The following is a 20,364-nucleotide window of genomic DNA, read 5'->3' on the forward strand; positions in this document are numbered from 1 at the left end:
CAGAAGTAGCTAGTCTAACCTTCGGGGGGACGGTTACCACGGTGTGATTCATGACTGGGGTGAAGTCGTAACAAGGTAGCCGTAGGGGAACCTGCGGCTGGATCACCTCCTTAATCGAAGACCTTAGCTGTAGCGTAAGTTCCCACACGAATTGCTTGATTCATTGAAGAAGACGATTAGAAGCAGCTTTAAGCTCCACGCTGATAGCTCAGGCTAGCGGCTACAAGCTCGAAATTGGGTCTGTAGCTCAGTTGGTTAGAGCGCACCCCTGATAAGGGTGAGGTCGGCAGTTCGAATCTGCCCAGACCCACCAATTTTGTGTGGGAAACGCCTGTAGAAATACGGGGCCATAGCTCAGCTGGGAGAGCGCCTGCCTTGCACGCAGGAGGTCAACGGTTCGATCCCGTTTGGCTCCACCACTTACTGCTTCTGTTGCCTGTAAAGCTTAGAAATGAGCATTCCATCGTGTGATGGTGAATGTTGATTTCTAGTCTTTGATTAGATCGTTCTTTAAAAATTTGGGTATGTGATAGAAATATAGACTGGTAGCCACTTTCACTGGTGGGTATCAGGCTAAGGTAAAATGTGTGAGTTGCTCTTAAGTGAGCAAGCGTACGAATTTTCGGCGAATGTCGTCTTCACAGTATAACCAGATTGCTTGGGGTTATATGGTCAAGTGAAGAAGCGCATACGGTGGATGCCTTGGCAGTCAGAGGCGATGAAAGACGTGGTAGCCTGCGAAAAGCTTCGGGGAGTCGGCAAACAGACTGTGATCCGGAGATGTCTGAATGGGGGAACCCAGCCATCATAAGATGGTTACCTTACACTGAATACATAGGTGTATGGAGCGAACCAGGGGAACTGAAACATCTAAGTACCCTGAGGAAAAGAAATCAACCGAGATTCCCTTAGTAGTGGCGAGCGAACGGGGACCAGCCCTTAAGTTATCTTGAGATTAGCGGAACGCTCTGGAAAGTGCGGCCATAGTGGGTGATAGCCCTGTACGCGAAAATCTCTTGGTAATGAAATCGAGTAGGACGGGGCACGAGAAACCTTGTCTGAACATGGGGGGACCATCCTCCAAGGCTAAATACTACTGACTGACCGATAGTGAACTAGTACCGTGAGGGAAAGGCGAAAAGAACCCCGGAGAGGGGAGTGAAATAGATCCTGAAACCGTATGCGTACAAGCAGTGGGAGCCCACTTTGTTGGGTGACTGCGTACCTTTTGTATAATGGGTCAGCGACTTATTTTCAGTGGCGAGCTTAACCGAATAGGGGAGGCGTAGCGAAAGCGAGTCTTAATAGGGCGTCTAGTCGCTGGGAATAGACCCGAAACCGGGCGATCTATCCATGGGCAGGTTGAAGGTTGGGTAACACTAACTGGAGGACCGAACCGACTACCGTTGAAAAGTTAGCGGATGACCTGTGGATCGGAGTGAAAGGCTAATCAAGCTCGGAGATAGCTGGTTCTCCTCGAAAGCTATTTAGGTAGCGCCTCATGTATCACTGTAGGGGGTAGAGCACTGTTTCGGCTAGGGGGTCATCCCGACTTACCAAACCGATGCAAACTCCGAATACCTACAAGTGCCGAGCATGGGAGACACACGGCGGGTGCTAACGTCCGTCGTGAAAAGGGAAACAACCCAGACCGTCAGCTAAGGTCCCAAAGTTATGGTTAAGTGGGAAACGATGTGGGAAGGCTTAGACAGCTAGGAGGTTGGCTTAGAAGCAGCCACCCTTTAAAGAAAGCGTAATAGCTCACTAGTCGAGTCGGCCTGCGCGGAAGATGTAACGGGGCTCAAACCATACACCGAAGCTACGGGTATCACCTTCGGGTGATGCGGTAGAGGAGCGTTCTGTAAGCCTGTGAAGGTGAGTTGAGAAGCTTGCTGGAGGTATCAGAAGTGCGAATGCTGACATGAGTAACGATAATGGGTGTGAAAAACACCCACGCCGAAAGACCAAGGTTTCCTGCGCAACGTTAATCGACGCAGGGTTAGTCGGTCCCTAAGGCGAGGCTGAAAAGCGTAGTCGATGGAAAACAGGTTAATATTCCTGTACTTCTGGTTACTGCGATGGAGGGACGGAGAAGGCTAGGCCAGCTTGGCGTTGGTTGTCCAAGTTTAAGGTGGTAGGCTGGAATCTTAGGTAAATCCGGGATTCTAAGGCCGAGAGCTGATGACGAGTGCACTTTTAGTGCGCGAAGTGGTTGATGCCATGCTTCCAAGAAAAGCTTCTAAGCTTCAGGTAACCAGGAACCGTACCCCAAACCGACACAGGTGGTTGGGTAGAGAATACCAAGGCGCTTGAGAGAACTCGGGTGAAGGAACTAGGCAAAATGGCACCGTAACTTCGGGAGAAGGTGCGCCGGTGGAGGTGAAGCATTTACTGCGTAAGCCCCTGCTGGTCGAAGATACCAGGCCGCTGCGACTGTTTATTAAAAACACAGCACTCTGCAAACACGAAAGTGGACGTATAGGGTGTGACGCCTGCCCGGTGCCGGAAGGTTAATTGATGGGGTTAGCTAACGCGAAGCTCTTGATCGAAGCCCCGGTAAACGGCGGCCGTAACTATAACGGTCCTAAGGTAGCGAAATTCCTTGTCGGGTAAGTTCCGACCTGCACGAATGGCGTAACGATGGCGGCGCTGTCTCCACCCGAGACTCAGTGAAATTGAAATCGCTGTGAAGATGCAGTGTATCCGCGGCTAGACGGAAAGACCCCGTGAACCTTTACTATAGCTTTGCACTGGACTTTGAATTTGCTTGTGTAGGATAGGTGGGAGGCTTTGAAGCGTGGACGCCAGTCTGCGTGGAGCCAACCTTGAAATACCACCCTGGCAACTTTGAGGTTCTAACTCAGGTCCGTTATCCGGATCGAGGACAGTGTATGGTGGGTAGTTTGACTGGGGCGGTCTCCTCCTAAAGAGTAACGGAGGAGTACGAAGGTGCGCTCAGACCGGTCGGAAATCGGTCGTAGAGTATAAAGGCAAAAGCGCGCTTGACTGCGAGACAGACACGTCGAGCAGGTACGAAAGTAGGTCTTAGTGATCCGGTGGTTCTGTATGGAAGGGCCATCGCTCAACGGATAAAAGGTACTCCGGGGATAACAGGCTGATACCGCCCAAGAGTTCATATCGACGGCGGTGTTTGGCACCTCGATGTCGGCTCATCACATCCTGGGGCTGAAGCCGGTCCCAAGGGTATGGCTGTTCGCCATTTAAAGTGGTACGCGAGCTGGGTTTAGAACGTCGTGAGACAGTTCGGTCCCTATCTGCCGTGGACGTTTGAGATTTGAGAGGGGCTGCTCCTAGTACGAGAGGACCGGAGTGGACGAACCTCTGGTGTTCCGGTTGTCACGCCAGTGGCATTGCCGGGTAGCTATGTTCGGAATAGATAACCGCTGAAAGCATCTAAGCGGGAAACTAGCCTCAAGATGAGATCTCACTGGGACCTTGAGTCCCCTGAAGGGCCGTCGAAGACTACGACGTTGATAGGCAGGGTGTGTAAGCGCTGTGAGGCGTTGAGCTAACCTGTACTAATTGCCCGTGAGGCTTGACCATATAACACCCAAGCAATTTGCGACTCGAAAGAGACAGATTGCGGTGACTGTGAAGACGACACGAACCGAAAGTTCGGACGCACACAAATGACACCTGACTATCACATACCCGATTTGCCGAAACGTCGAAAGACGCGTCGGTACCCGAATTTCTTGACGACCATAGAGCATTGGAACCACCTGATCCCATCCCGAACTCAGCAGTGAAACGATGCATCGCCGATGGTAGTGTGGGGTTTCCCCATGTGAGAGTAGGTCATCGTCAAGATTGAATTCCAGAACCCCTGATCGCTTACGCGTTCAGGGGTTTTGTTTGTTTGCTCGATTTACATGCGCTTAAATCGCAGGCATAAAAAAGCCACCTTATGGGGTGGCTTTTCATCCATCGCGACATCAGTCGCCGCGATACTCACACCCGCTGGTGCAAGTCTCGTGAATGCGAATTGCGGACAGTTCGGGCAGCAGTGGCTTCAGCTCGTTCCAAATCCATTTCGCCAGGTTTTCGCTGGTTGGATTGTCGAGGCCTGGAATGTCGTTCAGATAGTTGTGATCGAGGCGCTCATAAAGAGGCTTGAAGATTGCTTTTATCTCGGAAAAGTCACGTATCCACCCGGTGTGTGGATCGACATCGCCAGCCAGATAGATAGCCACCCGAAACGAATGCCCGTGCAGGCGGCCGCACTTGTGGCCCTCGGGCACGTGGGGAAGACGATGGGCAGACTCGAAGGTAAACTCTTTAAAAATTTCCACAATCAATCAACTCTTAAAAATGGCGATCGCCAAAGCGATACGTGCAGTCGACGAGTTTATCAGCAATGGTTTGACGGGTGCGTTTAAAACCGCTTCCAGACTCCTGTCTGCGACACTGACGAACGCGCGTTCTGCATCAATGGATGTTGAAGCCTGTGTTGATGGCCTCTGGCCAGACAGATTCAGCTTCAATTAAGTTGACGGCGGTATCCTCTGAGTCTGGAAAAATATGTCTCAGTGGAGATCAATAATGAAGACATTGTTAACCCTTTTCACTGCCGCTTTGTTCGTCTGTTCTGCTGGTTTAGCCTCCGCCCGCGATATTAATCGAGAGGAGGCAGCGAAGCTGCGCACTGCTGGCATTATTCAATCAACTGAACAGTTGGAAGCCGCAGCGCTGGCGACGCACCCCGGTGCGACTATTACTGATAGTGAGTTGGACGAGGAGTATGGCAAACACGTTTATCAAGTCGACTTGCGTGATGCGCAAGGTATTGAGTGGGACGTGGAGGTAGATGCCACCAATGGCACCATACTCAAGGACCATCAGGACAAGTAGATGACAGTTGAAAAGCGTCTAGCAGTCGTCTGCGGCCTGATGCTGGTGAGCGTCGCTGGGCAAGCACGAGATCTGGATCAAGACGAGGCACTGACCTTGCGCCAGACCGGTGTCATTCTGCCCCTCGAACAGCTAGTCGATTTAGCCTTGGGGCGTTACCCCGGGGCCAGGCTGCTCGAGGCCGAGCTTGAAGAGAAGCACGGCGTCTATGTGTATGAGTTTGAGGTGTTGACCAGGGAAGGCGTTGTCCGCGAACTGAAGTTTGACGCGCGTGACAGCCGACTGTTGAAAGACGAGGAAGATGACTGATGCGCTTGTTATTGGTGGAAGATCACGTTCCATTGGCCGATGAGCTACTTGTCGGCCTGGGTAAGCAGGGGTACGCCGTGGACTGGCTCGCCGATGGCCGCGATGCAGTGCATCAGGGTTTGAGTGAGCCTTATGATCTGATTGTGCTGGATCTGGGCCTTCCAGGCCTCCCGGGTTTACAGGTTCTGGAGCAGTGGCGCGCTTCGGGTCTCGTCATCCCCGTATTGATTCTGACTGCCAGGGGATCATGGTCCGAGCGTATCGAAGGACTCAAGGCCGGGGCGGATGATTATCTGACCAAGCCGTTTCACCCTGAAGAATTGCAGTTGCGTATCCAGGCGTTGTTGCGACGCTCCCATGGTCTCGCCAATCAACCCCGTCTGGAGTCCGCAGGTCTTCATCTTGATGAGGGCCGGCAAAGCGTCAGCAGTGATGGTGTGGATATCCAGCTGACTTCCGCTGAGTTTCGACTGCTGCGCTACTTCATGCTTCACCCCGAACAGATCCTGTCCAAGAGTCATTTGGCTGAGCACTTGTACGACGGGGAAAACGAGCGTGATTCCAATGTGATCGAAGTGCACGTCAATCACTTGCGTCGCAAGCTTGGCAAGGCCGTCATAGAAACCCGCCGGGGCCAGGGTTATCGATTCGGTGGAGCGCCTGTTTGAAGTCTATTCAGGGGCGTCTCAGCCTGGGCCTGATCAGCGTAATGGTGGTCGTATGCGTGATTCTGGCGCAAACCAGCCTGTGGCTTTTTGAAGTCGGTTTGCAGCGTTATCTTGAAGCCGGCCTGCGCAATGAGAGCGAAAACCTGCTGGTTGCGCTGGTGCGTGGCCCGACCGGTTTGCAACTTGATGAACATCGCTTGTCCCCGGCGTATCAGCGACCCTACTCGGGGCATTACTTTCGCGTGGACTTTGACCAAGGGCACTGGCGGTCCAGATCGCTGTGGGATCTTGAATTGCCTGACGTTGAAGGCGCCGGACTGCACGCCAATCTTGAGCTGGGCATGACCGGCCAATCCCTACTGATGCTCAACACGGAATATCGCAAGTTCGGGCAATCTATTTCGATCACCGTGGCACAGGATTACACCCCAGTCAGAGCGAGCTTTCAGCGTGTACAGCAATTTGGTCTTGGGCTCGGGCTTGCAGCACTGCTGGTCATTCTTGTTCTACAACGAGTTACCGTACGTCGTGCATTGAGGCCGTTGGAGAATGTTCGCAAGCAGATATTCCAGCTGCAACAGGGCAAACGATCGCAGCTTGATAGCGAGGTGCCGCTTGAGCTTGAACCGCTTGTTGCGCAGATCAATCATTTGCTCGCCCACACCGAAGACAGTCTCAAGCGTTCCCGTAACGCCTTGGGCAACCTTGGGCATGCGCTGAAAACCCCATTGGCTGTTCTGGTCAGCCTGGCATCGAATTCCCAGCTTGATGCCCATCCCGCGTTGCGCAATACCTTGCGCGAACAGCTGGAGCACATTGAGCAGCGATTGGTCCGCGAGCTCAACCGGGCACGTTTGTCCGGGGATGCGCTACCCGGTGCGCGTTTCGACTGCGATGCAGAACTCGCTGGGCTGCTGGCGACGTTGCGCATGATTCACGGTGATCATCTGGAGCTGTCGACCATGGTGGCCAGCGGCCTATGCCTGCCCTGGGATCGCGAAGACATTCTTGAGCTGCTCGGCAACCTGATGGACAACGCCTGCAAGTGGGCTGACAGTGAGGTGCTGCTGACGATTACCGAGCAAGAGCAGGGTTTTTGTTTGTTGGTTGAAGACGATGGTCCGGGCATTCCTGAATCCAGACGCGAGGAAGTGTTCAGCCGCGGCGCTCGGCTGGATGAGCAAATCACCGGGCACGGCTTGGGCCTGGGCATTGTGCGAGACATCATCCATGCGTGGGGTGGCGAACTCAGGCTGTTGGAAAGTCCGCTTGGCGGGTTACAGGTGCGTATCGATCTTCCGTTGGGGCCAGCCTTGCTCTGAGGCTATCCGATACTTGTGCGGTCGATAACAGTTTGGTCCTACAAACAATTCGGAAGGTTCTCAACTTTTCGGACAACTGGCCGTTAAACAGGTTAACTGCAGCCTACCCAATAAAAACAAACCGATTTCTGGAGCTCTATGCGTATTAGCCTGAAAGCCAAAGTACTTTCGCTGGCGGTGCTGCCGGTGCTGATATTTGCGCTGGTGATCAGCGTAGCGACCGTCGTCATGCTCCGCGAGCAGGCAAAGCGCGAGGTCAGTGAGACGCGCGAGCGTTTGCTCGCTGAAGCCAAGTCGACCCTGCAAAGTTATGTCGCGGTCGCCATGACCACCATCAAGCCGATCTACGATGCTGCTGCGCCAGGTGACGACGCAGCGCGCGCTCAGGTCATCAAGCTGCTCTCCAATATCACCTACGGCAAAGACGGCTACTTCTTCGGTTACGATTCCCAATCGGTGCGCCTGTTCAAGGCCAGTAGTCCTGATGGCATCGGCAAAAGTTTCAAGGATGCCCGCGATCCCAACGGGGTTTATGTCAATAACGAACTGGTTGCCGTTGCCAAAGCCGGTACGCATTACCTCCTTTATTCCTCACCGCTGCCGGGCAAGACCGAGTTGCTGCCAAAACTGGGTTACACCGAGTATTTGCCTAAATGGGACATGGCGGTCGGGTCATCGGTAAACCTGGATGGGATCGACGCTCAGGTTGCAGTGGTCGAGAAAAGTGTCGAAGCTCGTTTGCAGGAGATGCTGCTGAGCATCATCGGCATCGCGATGCTGGTTCTGATCGTCATTACCGCAGTCGGGACCATCCTGGCGGGCACATTGTTGCGCCCACTGCGCCTGATGAAAGCCAATCTTGACGACATTGCTGCGGGGGAGGGCGATTTGACTCGCCGCCTGACGATTACCAGCCAGGATGAACTCGGTGACCTTGCCGGATCCTTCAACCGTTTCGTCGACAAGATCCATGGCCTGGTGCAGCAGATCGCGGGCATGACAACGCAATTGACCGGGCTTGTCGGTCAGGTTTCCAGTCAGGCGCAACGCTCCGAACAGGCGATGGAGCGCCAGCGCCACGAAACGGATCAGGTCGCCACCGCGATCAACCAAATGTCTGCGGCAGCCCAGGAAGTGGCGAAGAGTGCGCAGGGTGCATCGGTCGCCGCGCAGCAGACCGACGAACAAGGTCAGTCCGCCAAGCGTGTGGTGGACGGCAGCATCAAACAGATTCATGCGTTGGTGGAAGATATCCGTAATAGCGGTACGTCTCTGGACAGCCTGCAGCAGGACGTTTCTTCCATAGTCAGCGTGCTCGGAGTGATTCGCTCGATTGCCGAGCAGACCAATCTGCTTGCCCTCAACGCCGCTATTGAAGCCGCGCGGGCCGGGGAAGCGGGACGTGGTTTCGCGGTGGTAGCTGACGAAGTGCGTGCCTTGGCCAGTCGCACTCAGCAAAGCACCCAGGAAATTCAGGGGATGATTGATCGACTGCAAAAGGGCACTCAGACGGCAGTGGATGCCATGCGCCGCTCCAGCGAGGCTGGCGATGGCACTTCCGTGCAGGCCAATCAGGCAGGAGCGTCTCTGGATGCGATCGGCCATTTGATTGGCACCATCAACTCGATGAATGCGCAAATTGCCAGTGCCGCGGAAGAGCAGACTGCTGTGGCTGAAGAGATCAATCGCAGCGTGCATCAGATCGCTTCGGCGGTGGACGTCGTGGCTGATGAGACCCGCCAAAGTGCCGAAACTTCTCGCAATCTGGATGACCTTGGCCGTCGTCTGGGCGCGCTGGTAAACCAGTTCCGCGTCTGATCCCTCAACGACGCGTCCTGTCCTGATTCGCTGCTCTACGGGCTTGTTTCCACCATCTTCAGGCAATCAGTTCGCTGATTGCCTGAAGATGGCACTTGCCCGTGGATTGGCGGACTAAGCAGTAGGTCCAGCGATTCGCGGGCCTCTGACATGGAAAGGACATGAACGAAACCACGTTGCAATACAAAACCCTGTTGATGTTGTTGGTGCTGGTCACCATCGCATTCGTGTGGATCCTGCTGCCGTTTTACGGAGCGGTATTCTGGGCTGTGATCCTCGGCATCATCTTTGCTCCGCTGCAACGTCGTTTGCTGCTGCGATTCGGCTGGCAACGGAACCTGACGTCCTTGTGCACGCTGTTGATTTGCCTGGTGATAGCCATCCTGCCAGTCATTGTCATCAGTGCCTTGCTGGTTCAAGAGGGCGCCACGATGTACAAAAGCGTGGAAAGCGGCCAGCTGGATATCGCCAGCTATCTCGCTGAATTCAAGCAATTGCTGCCACCGTACTTGCAACACTGGCTTGATCGCCTCGGTATGGGCGACCTGAACGGTCTGCGCGACAAGATTGCCAAAGGGGCAATGCAGGGCAGCCAGTACCTTGCAACTCAAGCCTTCAGCTTTGGGCAAGGTACGTTTGATTTCGTGGTGAGCTTCTTCATCATGCTGTATCTGCTGTTCTTCTTTCTGCGAGACGGTCAGGATCTGGTACGCAAGATTCGCATCGCCGTGCCACTGGCCGAACCGCAGAAGCGCCGCCTGCAGCTGAAGTTCACCCGGGTGGTTCGCGCCACGGTCAAAGGCAACGTAGTGGTGGCGATCACTCAGGGCGCTTTGGGTGGGTTTATCTTTTGGAGTCTCGATATTCCCAGCGCATTGCTTTGGGCGGTCATCATGGCGTTCCTTTCATTGTTGCCTGCGGTCGGGGCGGGGATCGTCTGGGCACCTGTTGCCGCTTACTTCCTGCTCAGCGGCATGATCTGGCAGGGCGTCATACTCTCGCTGTTCGGGGTCTTCGTGATTGGTCTGGTGGACAACGTCCTGCGCCCGATTCTGGTGGGCAAGGACACCAAGATGCCGGATTATCTGATCCTGATCTCAACCCTGGGTGGCATGGCCGTATTCGGCCTGAACGGCTTCGTCATCGGGCCGATGGTTGCTGCGTTGTTCATGTCGACCTGGGGCTTGTTCGTCGGGGCCAAGAAAACCGTACGCTTGCCGGGCTAGCGCTGCGAACAAGGCGTTTGGCTTGACCAAAAAAAACCTGCTCACGGGAGCAGGTTTTTTATGCCTTCTGGATCAGCTGGCGAGTTGCAGGCCCGAGTGCAATACCAGATCAAGCAGGGGTTGTGGGTAGACCCCAAGGGCGAACGCCAGGATAGCGATGGCCAGCAACATGACGCCGCCAGTCCGTTGTGCCCAGTTGAACTGCGCATCGTGACGCGGAAACTTGGAGTCAACCAGATACAAGGTGACCATCACGCGCAGGTAGTAGAACACGCCAATGGCGCTACCAATGATCAGCGAACCGGTCAGCCACCACAGATGCGCTTCAACACCGGTAGCAATGATGTAGAACTTGCCGATGAAGCCCGCAGTCAGCGGAATGCCCGCCAGGGACAGCATCATCAAGGTCATCACCGCAGTCAGGTACGGACGGCGCCAGAACAGGCCGCGGTACTCGAACATCGCGTCGGCATCACGACCGCTGTAAGGCGACGACATCATGGTGATGACGCCGAAGCTGCCCAGGGTAGTGATGACGTAGGTCACCAGATAAACGCCAATCGCTTCGACCGCCATGCCTTTGCTGGCAACCAGCGCGATCATCAGATAGCCGAAGTGGGCAATGGACGAATAACCCAGCAGACGCTTGAGGTTGGTCTGAGTCAGTGCCAGCAGGTTACCCACGAGGATCGACGCAACGGCGATCACCGCCAGTACGTCATGCAGTACACCGCTGCTGGCCGCCGGGGAAATCTGGAACAGACGCACCAGCACGGCAAACACCGCGACTTTACTGGCAGTCGCCAGGAACGCCGCTACCGGGGCAGGGGCACCTTCGTAGACATCCGGCGTCCACAAGTGGAAAGGTACCAGCGACAGTTTGAACGCCAGACCGACCAGCATCATGCCCAAACCCAGGCTTGCGATCGGGCTCGGCAGGCCGGTTGCAGCCAGTGCCTTGCCAATCCCGTCGAAGCTCAGGGTGCCGGCTTCGGCGTACAGCAGCGCCATGCCGAACAGCAGGAATGCCGAGCCTGCGGCTGACAGGACCATGTACTTGATGCCGCCTTCCAGCGAGCGCTTGTTGAAGAAGGCATATGCCACCAGTCCGTACACCGGCACCGACAGCAGTTCCAGACCGATGAACAATCCGGCCAGGTGCTGCGCGCTGACCAGAACCATGCCACCGGCAGCGGCCATCAGGATCAGCAGGTAAAGCTCTTCGCGATTGCCGGGGTAGCCGACCTTGCCGTCGCCGAGGTAGGCATGGGCCATGGTCACGCAGGCCAGGGTCGACGCCAGGATCAGCGCCATGTACAGGCAGGCGAAGCTGTCGATGTGCAGCAGCGGCGTGACGACCAGCGGGGCGACTTTCAGTGCCGGGTAGATCGACAGCAATGCCAGGTTGAGGCCTGCAACGGACAGCAGGAATGTTTGCGAGTGATTGCGACGCCATGCGATTGCCAGCATCACCACGACAATCGTGGCACTGGTAATCAGCAGCGGCGCAAGCGCAATAAAGTGTTGAATCGTCAGGTCCATAGCGCTCTTACCGGGCCGAAGCGAGTTGAGTGAAGGCGGTGCCGAGCCATTGCTGCACGCCATGCATGGTCGCTGCCGAAGTATCGAGGAACGGCTGCGGGTAAACCCCGAGCACCACCAGCAATACGGCAAGTCCCAGCACCATGATCAGTTCCCGTGCGTCCATACCCTTGAGGACTTCGTCCGATTTGGACGGTCCGAAGTAGGCGCGGTGGATCATGATCAGCGAGTAGACGGAGCCAAACACCAGGCCGGAAGTGGCGATTGCCGTGATCCATGGCGAGGCGACAAAGTTGCCCAGCAGGATCAGGAACTCACCGACGAAGTTACCGGTTCCCGGCAGCCCCAATGAAGCGGCAGCGAAGAACAGGCTGATCGCCGGCAGATAGGCAATGCGCGACCATAAGCCGCCCATTTCACGCATGTCCCGTGTGTGCATGCGTTCGTACAACTGGCCACTGAGGATAAACAGTGCCGCTGCCGACAAGCCGTGGGCAATCATCTGTATCACGACGCCTTGCAGCGCCTGTTGGCTGCCGGAGTAGATGCCGATCAGGACGAAGCCCATGTGCGAAACGCTGGAATACGCGATCAGACGCTTGATGTCAGTCTGGGCGAAGGCCAGGAAGGCACCGTAGAAAATGCCGATCAGACCCAGCACCATCGCGAATGGCGCGAATTCGGCCGATGCGTTGGGGAACAACGGCAGGGCGAAGCGCAGCAGACCATAAGCAGCGGTTTTCAGCAGGATACCGGCCAGATCGACCGAACCCGCTGTTGGCGCCTGGGCGTGAGCGTCCGGCAACCAGGAGTGGAAAGGCACGACCGGCAGCTTCACCGCGAAGGCGATAAAGAAGCCCAGCATCAGGATGTATTCAGTGCCTGGCGCCAGTTGGGTCTTCAGCAGCGTGGCGTAATCGAAGGTGATCACACCGGTCTGGTTGAAGTTGACCAGCACCAGGCCGAGGATCGCCACCAACATGATCAGGCCGCTGGCCTGAGTGAAGATGAAGAACTTGGTCGCGGCGTAGATTCGAGTCTTCTTGCCGTCCGATGAGCTATGACCCCAGAGCGCGATGAGGAAGTACATCGGCACCAGCATCATTTCCCAGAAGAAGAAGAACATGAACAGGTCGATGGCGAGGAACACGCCAATGACGCCGCCCAGAATCCACATCAGGTTCAGGTGGAAGAACCCGACCTTGCGCTGGATCTCGTTCCACGAGCACAGCACCGACAGGATGCCGAGCAGGCCGGTGAGCAGGATCATCAGCAGCGACAGGCCGTCCAGCGCCAGGTGCACGCTGATACCGAAGCGCGAGATCCACAGGTGCTTGAATTCAAGCGCCCAGGTTGGGTCGACGCCGGGAGCCGGTGCGTAACTGAAGTTGCCAGTACTCCACAACCAGAGGCCCAGGGCCAGTTCGAGGGACATGGTCAGCAGCGCGATCCAGCGCGGCAGGGTGGAGCTGTATTGCTCACCCAGCCAGCACAGCAGGCCGCCGATAAAGGGGATCAGGATTAGCCAAGGCAGAATCATGACGGGCTCAATTCCTTTCGCAAATTCGCAAGGTTCATGTCAGACCGCAACCGCAACGACGGCGCCGAGTACCAGTACGGCACCTACGGCGATCGAAGCAGCGTACCAACGCAGTTGGCCGGTTTCGGTGCGGCTCATGGCGTCATGACCCCCCTTGACCAGACGTGGGATCAAACCAATGGTGCGATCCAGCGGATCGCCACGCAGCACATGGCTGATGGCCAGATAAGGTTTGACGAACAGCTTGTCGTAAACCCAATCGAAGCCCCATGCCGCGAACCACCAGGCTGAGAGGAAACGGCCCGGACCGCTGTTGGCAATGGCCGTCACCAGACGGCGCTTGCCGAGGAACAGCAAGGCTGCCAGCAGGATACCGGCCAGGGCGATGGCACCCGAAGCGATTTCCAGGCTGTGCTTGGCGTCGCCGCCGGCATGACCGACGCTTTGCGGCAATACATCAGCCAGTGGCGGAGTGATCATGGCGCCGATGAAGGTCGATAGAATGATCAGCACCGACAACGGCAGCCAGTGAGCGACACCGTGACCTGCGTGGGCTTCGGTCTTGGCTTCACCATGGAAGGCGATGAATATCAGGCGGAAGGTGTACAGCGAAGTCATGAATGCGCCGACCAGACCTGCATACAGCAGCGCATGGTTGCCGCTGGCGAAGGCTTCCCAAAGAATTTCGTCCTTGGAGTAGAAACCGGCGGTCAGCAGCGGCAGGGCAGACAAGGCCGCGCCACCGACGATGAAGCTGGTGTAGGCCAGCGGCAGTTTCTTCCACAGGCCGCCCATCTTGAAGATGTTCTGCTCGTGGTGGCAGGCAACGATTACCGCACCGGATGCGAGGAACAGCAGCGCCTTGAAGAAAGCGTGCGTCATCAGGTGGAAGATCGCGCCTTCCCAGGCACCGACGCCCAGCGCCAGGAACATGTAGCCGATCTGGCTCATGGTCGAGTAGGCGAGGATACGTTTGATGTCGGTTTGCACCAGTGCTGCAAAACCTGCCAGCACCAGGGTGACGCCGCCGACAATGCCGACCAGATGCAGGATGTCCGGAGCCAGCGCGAACAGGCCATGAGTCCGGGCGATCAAGTAGACGCCAGCGGTCACCATGGTCGCGGCGTGGATCAGTGCCGAAACCGGAGTAGGACCGGCCATCGCATCCGCCAGCCAGGTTTGCAGCGGCAGTTGCGCGGATTTACCGACTGCACCGCCGAGCAACATCAGGGTGGCCAGGACAATCCAGAAGTCGCCGACCTTGAAGTGCTCCGGCGCCCGAACCAGCAGCTCCTGTACGTTCAAGGTACCCAGTTGCTGGAACAGGATGAACAGGCCAATGGCCATGAACACATCGCCGATCCGGGTCACGATAAAGGCTTTGAGTGCGGCGTTACCATTGTTGCGGTTGCTGTAGTAGAAACCGATCAACAGATAACTGCACAGGCCCACGCCTTCCCAGCCGAAGTACAGGAACAACAGGTTATCGCCGAGAATCAGGAACAGCATGCTGGCGATGAACAGGTTGGTGTACGCGAAGAAGCGTGAGTAACCCGCCTCGCCACGCATGTACCACGATGCAAACAGGTGGATCAGGAAGCCGACACCAACCACGACGCCGAGCATCGTGACGGAAAGGCCGTCCAGATACAGCGCGAAGTTCGGTTCAAAGCCATCCACCGTCATCCAGCGCCACAGCACCTGGGTGTAGTGACCACCATCAGGTGGTGCAACGTTGAACTGGTAGATGACCCAAGCCGAAACAATGGCCGACAGCCCGATGGAGCCGACGCCGATCAGCGCCGCGAGGTTTTCCGAGATGCGTCCACGAGAGAACGACAGCAGCAGAAACCCGATCAGGGGGAATACGAAAGTCAGAAAGAGAAGGTTCATCCGCGCATCTCGCTGGCAGCGTCGATATCGAGAGTGTGGAACCGGCGATACAGCTGCATCAGGATCGCCAGGCCAATACTGGCCTCGGCGGCGGCCAGGCTGATCACCAGAATGAACATGATCTGTCCATCCGGCTGCGCCCAGCGGCTACCGGCAACGACGAACGCCAGAGCCGATGCGTTCATCATGATCTCCAGGCTCATCAGCACGAAGAGTATGTTGCGGCGCACCATCAGACCGACCAGACCGAGGCAGAACAGGACGCCGGCGACTGCCAGCCCGTGTTCCAGAGGGATTGCATTCATTGGCTTGGCTCCTTCGCCTCGTTACGGCCCAGGTGGAATGCCGTGACGGCTGCAGCGAGCAGCAGCATCGAAGCGAGTTCCACCACCAGCAGATACGGTCCAAACAGACTGATGCCGACCGCTTTTGCATCGACAGTGGTATGGCCGATGCTGGCGCCGGTCGAACTGCTGAACAGTACGTACAGCAGTTCAGCCAGCAACAGCGCGCCGAGGATGACCGGGCCGATCCAGATGCCTGGCTTGAGCCAGGTCCGTTCCTGCTGAACGGAAGCCGGACCCAGGTTGAGCATCATCACCACGAAGACGAAGAGCACCATGATCGCGCCTGCATAAGCGATGACTTCCAGTACGCCGGCAAAAGGTGCGCCGAGGCTGAAAAATGTCATCGCCACGGCGATCAGCGAGATGATGAGGTAGAGCAGGGCGTGCACCGGGTTGGTGTTGGTGATCACTCTTAAAGTGGACACCACAGCGACACCCGATGCGAAATAGAAAGCGAATTCCATCTTTCTTCCTTAAGGCAGCAAGCTCTTGACGTTGATCGGTTCGGCTTCATTCTGCGCAGAGCCTTTAGGCTTGCCAGCGATGGCCATGCCGGCGACGCGATAGAAGTTGTAGTCGGGGTTCTTGCCGGGGCCGGAGATCAGCAGATCTTCCTTTTCGTAGACCAGATCCTGACGCTTGAACTCGGCCATTTCGAAATCCGGTGTCAACTGGATTGCCGTGGTCGGGCAGGCTTCTTCGCACAGGCCGCAGAAAATGCAGCGCGAGAAGTTGATGCGGAAGAACTCCGGATACCAGCGACCGTCGTCAGTTTCGGCTTTCTGCAGCGAGATACAGCCGACCGGACAGGCCACCGCGCACAGGTTGCACGCTACGCAACGCTCTTCGCCGTCGGGATCACGGGTCAGGACGATGCGCCCACGGTAACGCGGCGGCAGGTAAACCTGCTCTTCCGGGTACTGCAACGTGTCACGCTTGCGGAATGCATGTGAGAACACCATCACCAGGCTGCGAAGCTGGGTGTAGGTGCCATGCACGATATTGAACAAATACTTGAGCATGGTTTATATCCTCACTGAGCCACGCCGGCGGGCGTGTTCAGCAACACGACCGCGGCGGTCACCAGCAGATTGATCAGGGTCAGCGGCAGGCAGAATTTCCAGCTGAAATCCATCACCTGGTCATAACGTGGGCGCGGAATCGATGCGCGCAACAGGATGAACAGCATGATGAAGAACGCGGTCTTCAGGGCGAACCAGACAAACGCCAGCGAAGGCAGGATGTTGAACGGGCCATGCCAGCCGCCGAAGAACAGCGTGACCAGCAACGCCGAGATCAGCACGATCCCGATGTATTCGCCAACGAAGAACATCCCCCATTTCATACCGGCATATTCGATGTGATAACCGTCGGCCAGTTCCTGCTCGGCTTCCGGTTGGTCGAATGGGTGACGGTGAGTCACCGCAACGCCCGCGATGAAGAACGTACAGAAGCCGAAGAACTGCGGAATGATGAACCACAGGTTCTGGGCCTGGTATTCAACGATGTCGCGCATGTTGAACGAACCGACCTGCGCCACGATCCCCATCAGCGACAGACCCATGAACACTTCATAGGACACGGTCTGGGCTGAAGCCCGAAGACTGCCGAGCAAGGCGAACTTGTTGTTGCTCGACCAGCCCGCGAACAGCACCGCATACACCGACAGACCGGCCATGGCGAAGAAGAACAGCAAGCCGATGTTCAGGTCCGCTACGCCCCAGGTCGGGGTGATCGGGATGATGGCGAAGGCGATCAGCAAGGCACTCATGGCCACGACCGGCGCCAGCGTGAAGATCACCTTGTCAGCGAACGGCGGTGTCCAGTCTTCCTTGAAGAACATCTTGATCATGTCGGCGGCAATCTGGAAGGCGCCGAAAGGGCCAACCCGGTTCGGGCCGTAACGATCCTGCCAGAGGGCGAGCAAACGACGCTCGACCCAGCTGAGCAATGCACCGCAGACCACCACGGCCAGCAGGATGACAATCGCCTTGACTACCGAGATGATCGCGTCGACCACTTCAGGTGTGAACCAGGTCATAGCGCTGCCTCCTGCAGACCATCAACGTTTTTGCCGAACACGGCAGGCGGAATGCCAGCCAGACCGGCTGGCAATGCGACCAGCCCGGCACCCAGCTCTTCGTTGATGCGCAGCGGCAGACGCAAGGTCTGGCCGGCAACAGTCAAGCTCAACAGGGCACCGTCATTGACGCCCAGGCGATCAGCTTCGGATTTGGCGAGAGCAACGTAAGCCTCTGGAATACGTTCCTGCACCGGCGCAGCAAGGGACGATGTTTCGTCGCTGCCGAACAGGTGATAGAACGGCACCACCTGCCAGGTACCGCGAGCTGGTGAAAACGCGCCCGGTACGCTGGCGAACCAGGACAGCGCGTCGCCGGTGCTTTCGATCAGGCGAGTGCCCGGATCGCCAGCACGCAGGTGACCACCGACTTCGTCCTGGAACTTGTTCCAGGCTTGCGGCGAGTTCCAGCCCGGAGACCAGGCGAATGGCACTTGCTGATGAGGCTCGACCGAACCCGAGTAACCTTCCATGGAGAACGCGAACGCGGTGTCGTTGTCCTGGGAAGTGCGCGGCTCATGCACGCTGATGTCGGCGCGCATGGCAGTCCGGCCGCTGTAACGCAATGGTTCTCGGGCCAGCTTCAGGCCTTTGATGCGGAACGACGCAGAAGGCGCAGCGTTGACGATCCCGGCCAGTTGCGGCGTGCTTGCAGCACAGGCGGCGGTGACGTGATCGAGTTGAGTCCAGTCCACCGGCTTGTTCAGCAGGGTCGAACGCAGCGCGTGCAGCCAGCGCCAGCCTTCGTGAACCAGAATGCTGGCATCCAGGTAAGTCGGATCGAACACCTGGAAGAAGCGCTGGGCGCGGCCTTCCTGGCTGATCAGCGTACCGTCGCCTTCCGCGAAGCTGGCGGCCGGCAGGATCAGGTGGGCACGCTCGCTGGTCGGGGTTTTCTGGTGGTCCGCAACGATCACCACTTTGGCGGCGTTCAATGCGGCATCGACCGTAGCCGCATCAACGCGACGGTACAGATCGTTTTCCAGGATCACGATGGCGTCGGCCTGACCGGAAATCACCGCTTGCAGCGCGGCGTCGACGGAATCACCGCCGAACATCGCCAGACCCATGCTGTTGGCTTCCGGCACGATCAGGCTGATGGAGCCTTGTTTGTCGCGCAGTTTCAGTGCCTTGGCGATGTTGGCGGCGGCTTCGATCAGCGCAGTTGAACCCAGCGAGCTGCCGGAAATGATCAGTGGACGTTTGGCGGCCAGCAGTGCGTCGGCAATGCGTTGCGCCAACGCCAATGCTTCGCTGTCCAGACCTTCAACGGCCGGGGCGCTGGCATCCAAAGCGTGGGCCACGGCAAAACCGATGCGGGCCAGATCGTCCGGTGCTGCGTGAACGCATTCTTCGGCGATGTCATCCAGCTTGGTTTCCGCCAGGCTGGCGATGAACAACGGGTTCAGCTCGTGCTGGCCGATGTTTTTCACCGCTGCGTCGAGCCACGGCTGGACTTTCATCGCCGCAGCCATGTCTTCGGCCTTGCCTTTCACAGCCTGACGCAGGCCAAGGGCCATGCGCGCAGCGGTCTGGGTCAAGTCTTCGCCGAGAACGAAGATCGCGTCGTGGTCTTCGATATCCCGCATCGTCGGAACTGGCAGCGGGCTGTCGTTCAGCACCTTGAGGATCAGGCGCACACGCTCCAGTTCACCGGCTTCGATGCCGGAGTAGAAATGCTCGGCACCGACCAGCTCACGCAGGGCGAAGTTGCTTTCGAGGCTGGCGCGCGGTGAGCCGATACCGACAATGTTGCGACCGCGCAGCAGATCGGCGGCCTTGTCCAGGGCGCCATCGAGACTCAGCTTGACTTGGCCGTCAGCCAGCAGCGGCTGGCGAGGGCGGTCTTCGCGGTTCACGTAGCCATAGCCGAAACGACCACGGTCACACAGGAAATACTGGTTTACCGAGCCGTTGAAGCGGTTTTCGATCCGGCGGATCTCGCCGTAACGCTCGCCGGGGCTGATGTTGCAGCCACTTGAGCAGCCGTGGCAGATGCTCGGCGAAAACTGCATGTCCCACTTGCGGTTGTAGCGCTCGGAGTGAGTCTTGTCGGTGAACACACCGGTCGGGCAGACCTCGGTGAGGTTGCCGGAAAACTCGCTCTCCAGCGTGCCGTCTTCAACGCGACCGAAGTACACGTTGTCATGCGCGCCGAATACGCCGAGGTCAGTGCCGCCGGCGTAGTCTTTATAGAAGCGCACGCAGCGGTAGCAGGCGATGCAGCGGTTCATCTCGTGAGCGATGAACGGGCCGAGCTCCTGATTCTGGTGGGTGCGCTTGCTGAAGCGATAACGGCGCTCGTTGTGGCCGGTCATCACGGTCATGTCTTGCAAATGACAGTGACCACCTTCTTCGCAGACAGGGCAGTCGTGCGGGTGGTTGGTCATCAGCCATTCGACCACACTGGCGCGGAAGGCCTTGGACTCATCGTCTTCGATGGAAATCCAGGTGTTGTCGGTGGCGGGGGTCATGCAGGACATGACGATGCGACCACGGGTGTCGTTCTCGTCGGTGTACTGCTTGACCGCGCACTGGCGACAGGCGCCAACGCTGCCAAGGGCGGGATGCCAGCAGAAATAAGGGATGTCGAGGCCCAGGGACAGACAAGCCTGTAACAGGTTGTCTGCACCGTCGACTTCGAGCGCTTTGCCGTCTACGTGGATAGTGGCCATGGTTCAAAGTTCTTCGTTGGCCCGGTGTCAGCGGGCGTGGCTAATGGAATCTCGGTGCTATCCGACTTAAAC

Annotated in this window: 15 protein-coding genes, 2 tRNA genes and 3 rRNA genes (1 of these 20 only partly in view); 11 read left to right on the plus strand and 9 right to left on the minus strand. The window is 57.2% G+C overall.

Annotated elements, in window-relative coordinates; all coding sequences use genetic code 11:
* The 5 genes from AABC73_RS09940 to rrf form a co-directional block, all read left to right on the plus strand.
* Window positions 1-113, plus strand: a 16S ribosomal RNA gene (locus AABC73_RS09940); it begins 1,426 nt to the left of the window's first position.
* A gap of 123 nt (window positions 114-236) precedes the next feature.
* Window positions 237-313, plus strand: a tRNA-Ile gene (locus AABC73_RS09945).
* Window positions 314-343: 30 nt separating this feature from the next.
* Window positions 344-419: transfer RNA gene (locus tag AABC73_RS09950), tRNA-Ala, on the plus strand.
* A gap of 251 nt (window positions 420-670) precedes the next feature.
* A 23S ribosomal RNA gene (locus AABC73_RS09955) occupies window positions 671-3,564 on the plus strand.
* A 151-nt stretch (window positions 3,565-3,715) separates the two neighbouring features.
* Window positions 3,716-3,831, plus strand: a 5S ribosomal RNA gene (gene rrf, locus AABC73_RS09960).
* Together the 16S, 23S and 5S rRNA genes with 2 tRNA genes alongside form the textbook arrangement of a ribosomal RNA operon.
* Window positions 3,832-3,956: 125 nt before the next feature.
* Here rrf and queD read toward each other — a convergent pair.
* Window positions 3,957-4,313, minus strand: coding sequence for a 6-carboxytetrahydropterin synthase QueD (gene queD / locus AABC73_RS09965; RefSeq protein ID WP_080290856.1), 357 nt, complete (start codon window positions 4,311-4,313; stop codon window positions 3,957-3,959).
* Window positions 4,314-4,563: 250 nt separating this feature from the next.
* Here queD and AABC73_RS09970 point away from each other — a divergent pair, with 250 nt between their 5' ends.
* The 6 genes from AABC73_RS09970 (at window position 4,564) to AABC73_RS09995 (ending at window position 10,215) form a co-directional block, all read left to right on the plus strand.
* Complete coding sequence (locus AABC73_RS09970; protein ID WP_341523434.1) at window positions 4,564-4,872, plus strand: PepSY domain-containing protein; 309 nt, start codon at window positions 4,564-4,566, stop codon at window positions 4,870-4,872.
* The gene (locus tag AABC73_RS09975; protein ID WP_341523435.1) at window positions 4,873-5,181 is read left to right on the plus strand and encodes a PepSY domain-containing protein; all 309 of its coding nucleotides are present in this window, start codon (window positions 4,873-4,875) and stop codon (window positions 5,179-5,181) included.
* Window positions 5,181-5,849 (plus strand): response regulator transcription factor, encoded by a 669-nt coding sequence (locus AABC73_RS09980; RefSeq protein WP_065833758.1) that lies wholly within the window; start codon window positions 5,181-5,183, stop codon window positions 5,847-5,849. The genes AABC73_RS09975 and AABC73_RS09980 overlap by 1 nt, the downstream gene beginning before the upstream one ends.
* Window positions 5,846-7,171: an ATP-binding protein gene (locus AABC73_RS09985; protein WP_341523436.1), complete on the plus strand. Its 1,326-nt coding sequence runs from the start codon at window positions 5,846-5,848 to the stop codon at window positions 7,169-7,171. Before AABC73_RS09980 ends, AABC73_RS09985 begins: the two co-directional genes overlap by 4 nt.
* Window positions 7,172-7,309: 138 nt before the next feature.
* A complete protein-coding gene (locus AABC73_RS09990; protein WP_341523437.1) occupies window positions 7,310-8,989 on the plus strand; it encodes a methyl-accepting chemotaxis protein in 1,680 nt (559 codons plus the stop codon).
* A 161-nt stretch (window positions 8,990-9,150) separates the two neighbouring features.
* Window positions 9,151-10,215 (plus strand): AI-2E family transporter, encoded by a 1,065-nt coding sequence (locus AABC73_RS09995; protein ID WP_341523438.1) that lies wholly within the window; start codon window positions 9,151-9,153, stop codon window positions 10,213-10,215.
* A gap of 72 nt (window positions 10,216-10,287) precedes the next feature.
* Here AABC73_RS09995 and nuoN read toward each other — a convergent pair whose 3' ends face one another.
* The 8 genes from nuoN to nuoG are packed head-to-tail and all read right to left on the minus strand — an operon-like array spanning window position 10,288 to window position 20,292.
* On the minus strand, window positions 10,288-11,757 hold the full coding sequence (gene nuoN, locus AABC73_RS10000; RefSeq protein ID WP_341523439.1) for an NADH-quinone oxidoreductase subunit NuoN: 1,470 nt from the start codon (window positions 11,755-11,757) through the stop codon (window positions 10,288-10,290).
* Window positions 11,758-11,764: 7 nt separating this feature from the next.
* Window positions 11,765-13,297, minus strand: coding sequence for an NADH-quinone oxidoreductase subunit M (gene nuoM / locus AABC73_RS10005; RefSeq protein WP_331149255.1), 1,533 nt, complete (start codon window positions 13,295-13,297; stop codon window positions 11,765-11,767).
* 39 nt (window positions 13,298-13,336) lie between these two features.
* Window positions 13,337-15,190 (minus strand): NADH-quinone oxidoreductase subunit L, encoded by a 1,854-nt coding sequence (gene nuoL / locus AABC73_RS10010; protein WP_341523440.1) that lies wholly within the window; start codon window positions 15,188-15,190, stop codon window positions 13,337-13,339.
* Window positions 15,187-15,495, minus strand: a complete 309-nt coding sequence (gene nuoK / locus AABC73_RS10015) for an NADH-quinone oxidoreductase subunit NuoK (RefSeq protein ID WP_065833765.1) — start codon at window positions 15,493-15,495, stop codon at window positions 15,187-15,189. Before nuoK ends, nuoL begins: the two co-directional genes overlap by 4 nt.
* On the minus strand, window positions 15,492-16,001 hold the full coding sequence (nuoJ, locus tag AABC73_RS10020) for an NADH-quinone oxidoreductase subunit J (protein ID WP_065833766.1): 510 nt from the start codon (window positions 15,999-16,001) through the stop codon (window positions 15,492-15,494). The genes nuoK and nuoJ overlap by 4 nt, the downstream gene beginning before the upstream one ends.
* A gap of 9 nt (window positions 16,002-16,010) precedes the next feature.
* Complete coding sequence (nuoI, locus tag AABC73_RS10025) at window positions 16,011-16,559, minus strand: NADH-quinone oxidoreductase subunit NuoI (protein ID WP_020290198.1); 549 nt, start codon at window positions 16,557-16,559, stop codon at window positions 16,011-16,013.
* Window positions 16,560-16,570: 11 nt separating this feature from the next.
* The gene (gene nuoH / locus AABC73_RS10030; protein ID WP_065833767.1) at window positions 16,571-17,578 is read right to left on the minus strand and encodes an NADH-quinone oxidoreductase subunit NuoH; all 1,008 of its coding nucleotides are present in this window, start codon (window positions 17,576-17,578) and stop codon (window positions 16,571-16,573) included.
* On the minus strand, window positions 17,575-20,292 hold the full coding sequence (gene nuoG / locus AABC73_RS10035) for an NADH-quinone oxidoreductase subunit NuoG (protein ID WP_341523441.1): 2,718 nt from the start codon (window positions 20,290-20,292) through the stop codon (window positions 17,575-17,577). The genes nuoH and nuoG overlap by 4 nt, the downstream gene beginning before the upstream one ends.
* Between the last annotated feature and the right edge of the window lie 72 nt (window positions 20,293-20,364).

This window comes from Pseudomonas sp. G.S.17 (assembly GCF_038096165.1).
Lineage (GTDB): Bacteria > Pseudomonadota > Gammaproteobacteria > Pseudomonadales > Pseudomonadaceae > Aquipseudomonas.

What these genes read in the sequence shown, in the direction of transcription:
- AABC73_RS09970 (WP_341523434.1), top strand. Translation starts at nt 4,564, where the DNA reads ATGAAGACATTGTTAACCCTTTTCACTGCCGCTTTGTTCGTCTGTTCT.
- AABC73_RS09975 (WP_341523435.1), top strand. Translation starts at nt 4,873, where the DNA reads ATGACAGTTGAAAAGCGTCTAGCAGTCGTCTGCGGCCTGATGCTGGTG.
- AABC73_RS09980 (WP_065833758.1), top strand. Translation starts at nt 5,181, where the DNA reads ATGCGCTTGTTATTGGTGGAAGATCACGTTCCATTGGCCGATGAGCTA.
- AABC73_RS09990 (WP_341523437.1), top strand. Translation starts at nt 7,310, where the DNA reads ATGCGTATTAGCCTGAAAGCCAAAGTACTTTCGCTGGCGGTGCTGCCG.
- AABC73_RS09995 (WP_341523438.1), top strand. Translation starts at nt 9,151, where the DNA reads ATGAACGAAACCACGTTGCAATACAAAACCCTGTTGATGTTGTTGGTG.
- nuoN (WP_341523439.1), bottom strand. Translation starts at nt 11,757, where the DNA reads ATGGACCTGACGATTCAACACTTTATTGCGCTTGCGCCGCTGCTGATT.
- nuoM (WP_331149255.1), bottom strand. Translation starts at nt 13,297, where the DNA reads ATGATTCTGCCTTGGCTAATCCTGATCCCCTTTATCGGCGGCCTGCTG.
- nuoL (WP_341523440.1), bottom strand. Translation starts at nt 15,190, where the DNA reads ATGAACCTTCTCTTTCTGACTTTCGTATTCCCCCTGATCGGGTTTCTG.
- nuoK (WP_065833765.1), bottom strand. Translation starts at nt 15,495, where the DNA reads ATGAATGCAATCCCTCTGGAACACGGGCTGGCAGTCGCCGGCGTCCTG.
- nuoJ (WP_065833766.1), bottom strand. Translation starts at nt 16,001, where the DNA reads ATGGAATTCGCTTTCTATTTCGCATCGGGTGTCGCTGTGGTGTCCACT.
- nuoI (WP_020290198.1), bottom strand. Translation starts at nt 16,559, where the DNA reads ATGCTCAAGTATTTGTTCAATATCGTGCATGGCACCTACACCCAGCTT.
- nuoH (WP_065833767.1), bottom strand. Translation starts at nt 17,578, where the DNA reads ATGACCTGGTTCACACCTGAAGTGGTCGACGCGATCATCTCGGTAGTC.
- nuoG (WP_341523441.1), bottom strand. Translation starts at nt 20,292, where the DNA reads ATGGCCACTATCCACGTAGACGGCAAAGCGCTCGAAGTCGACGGTGCA.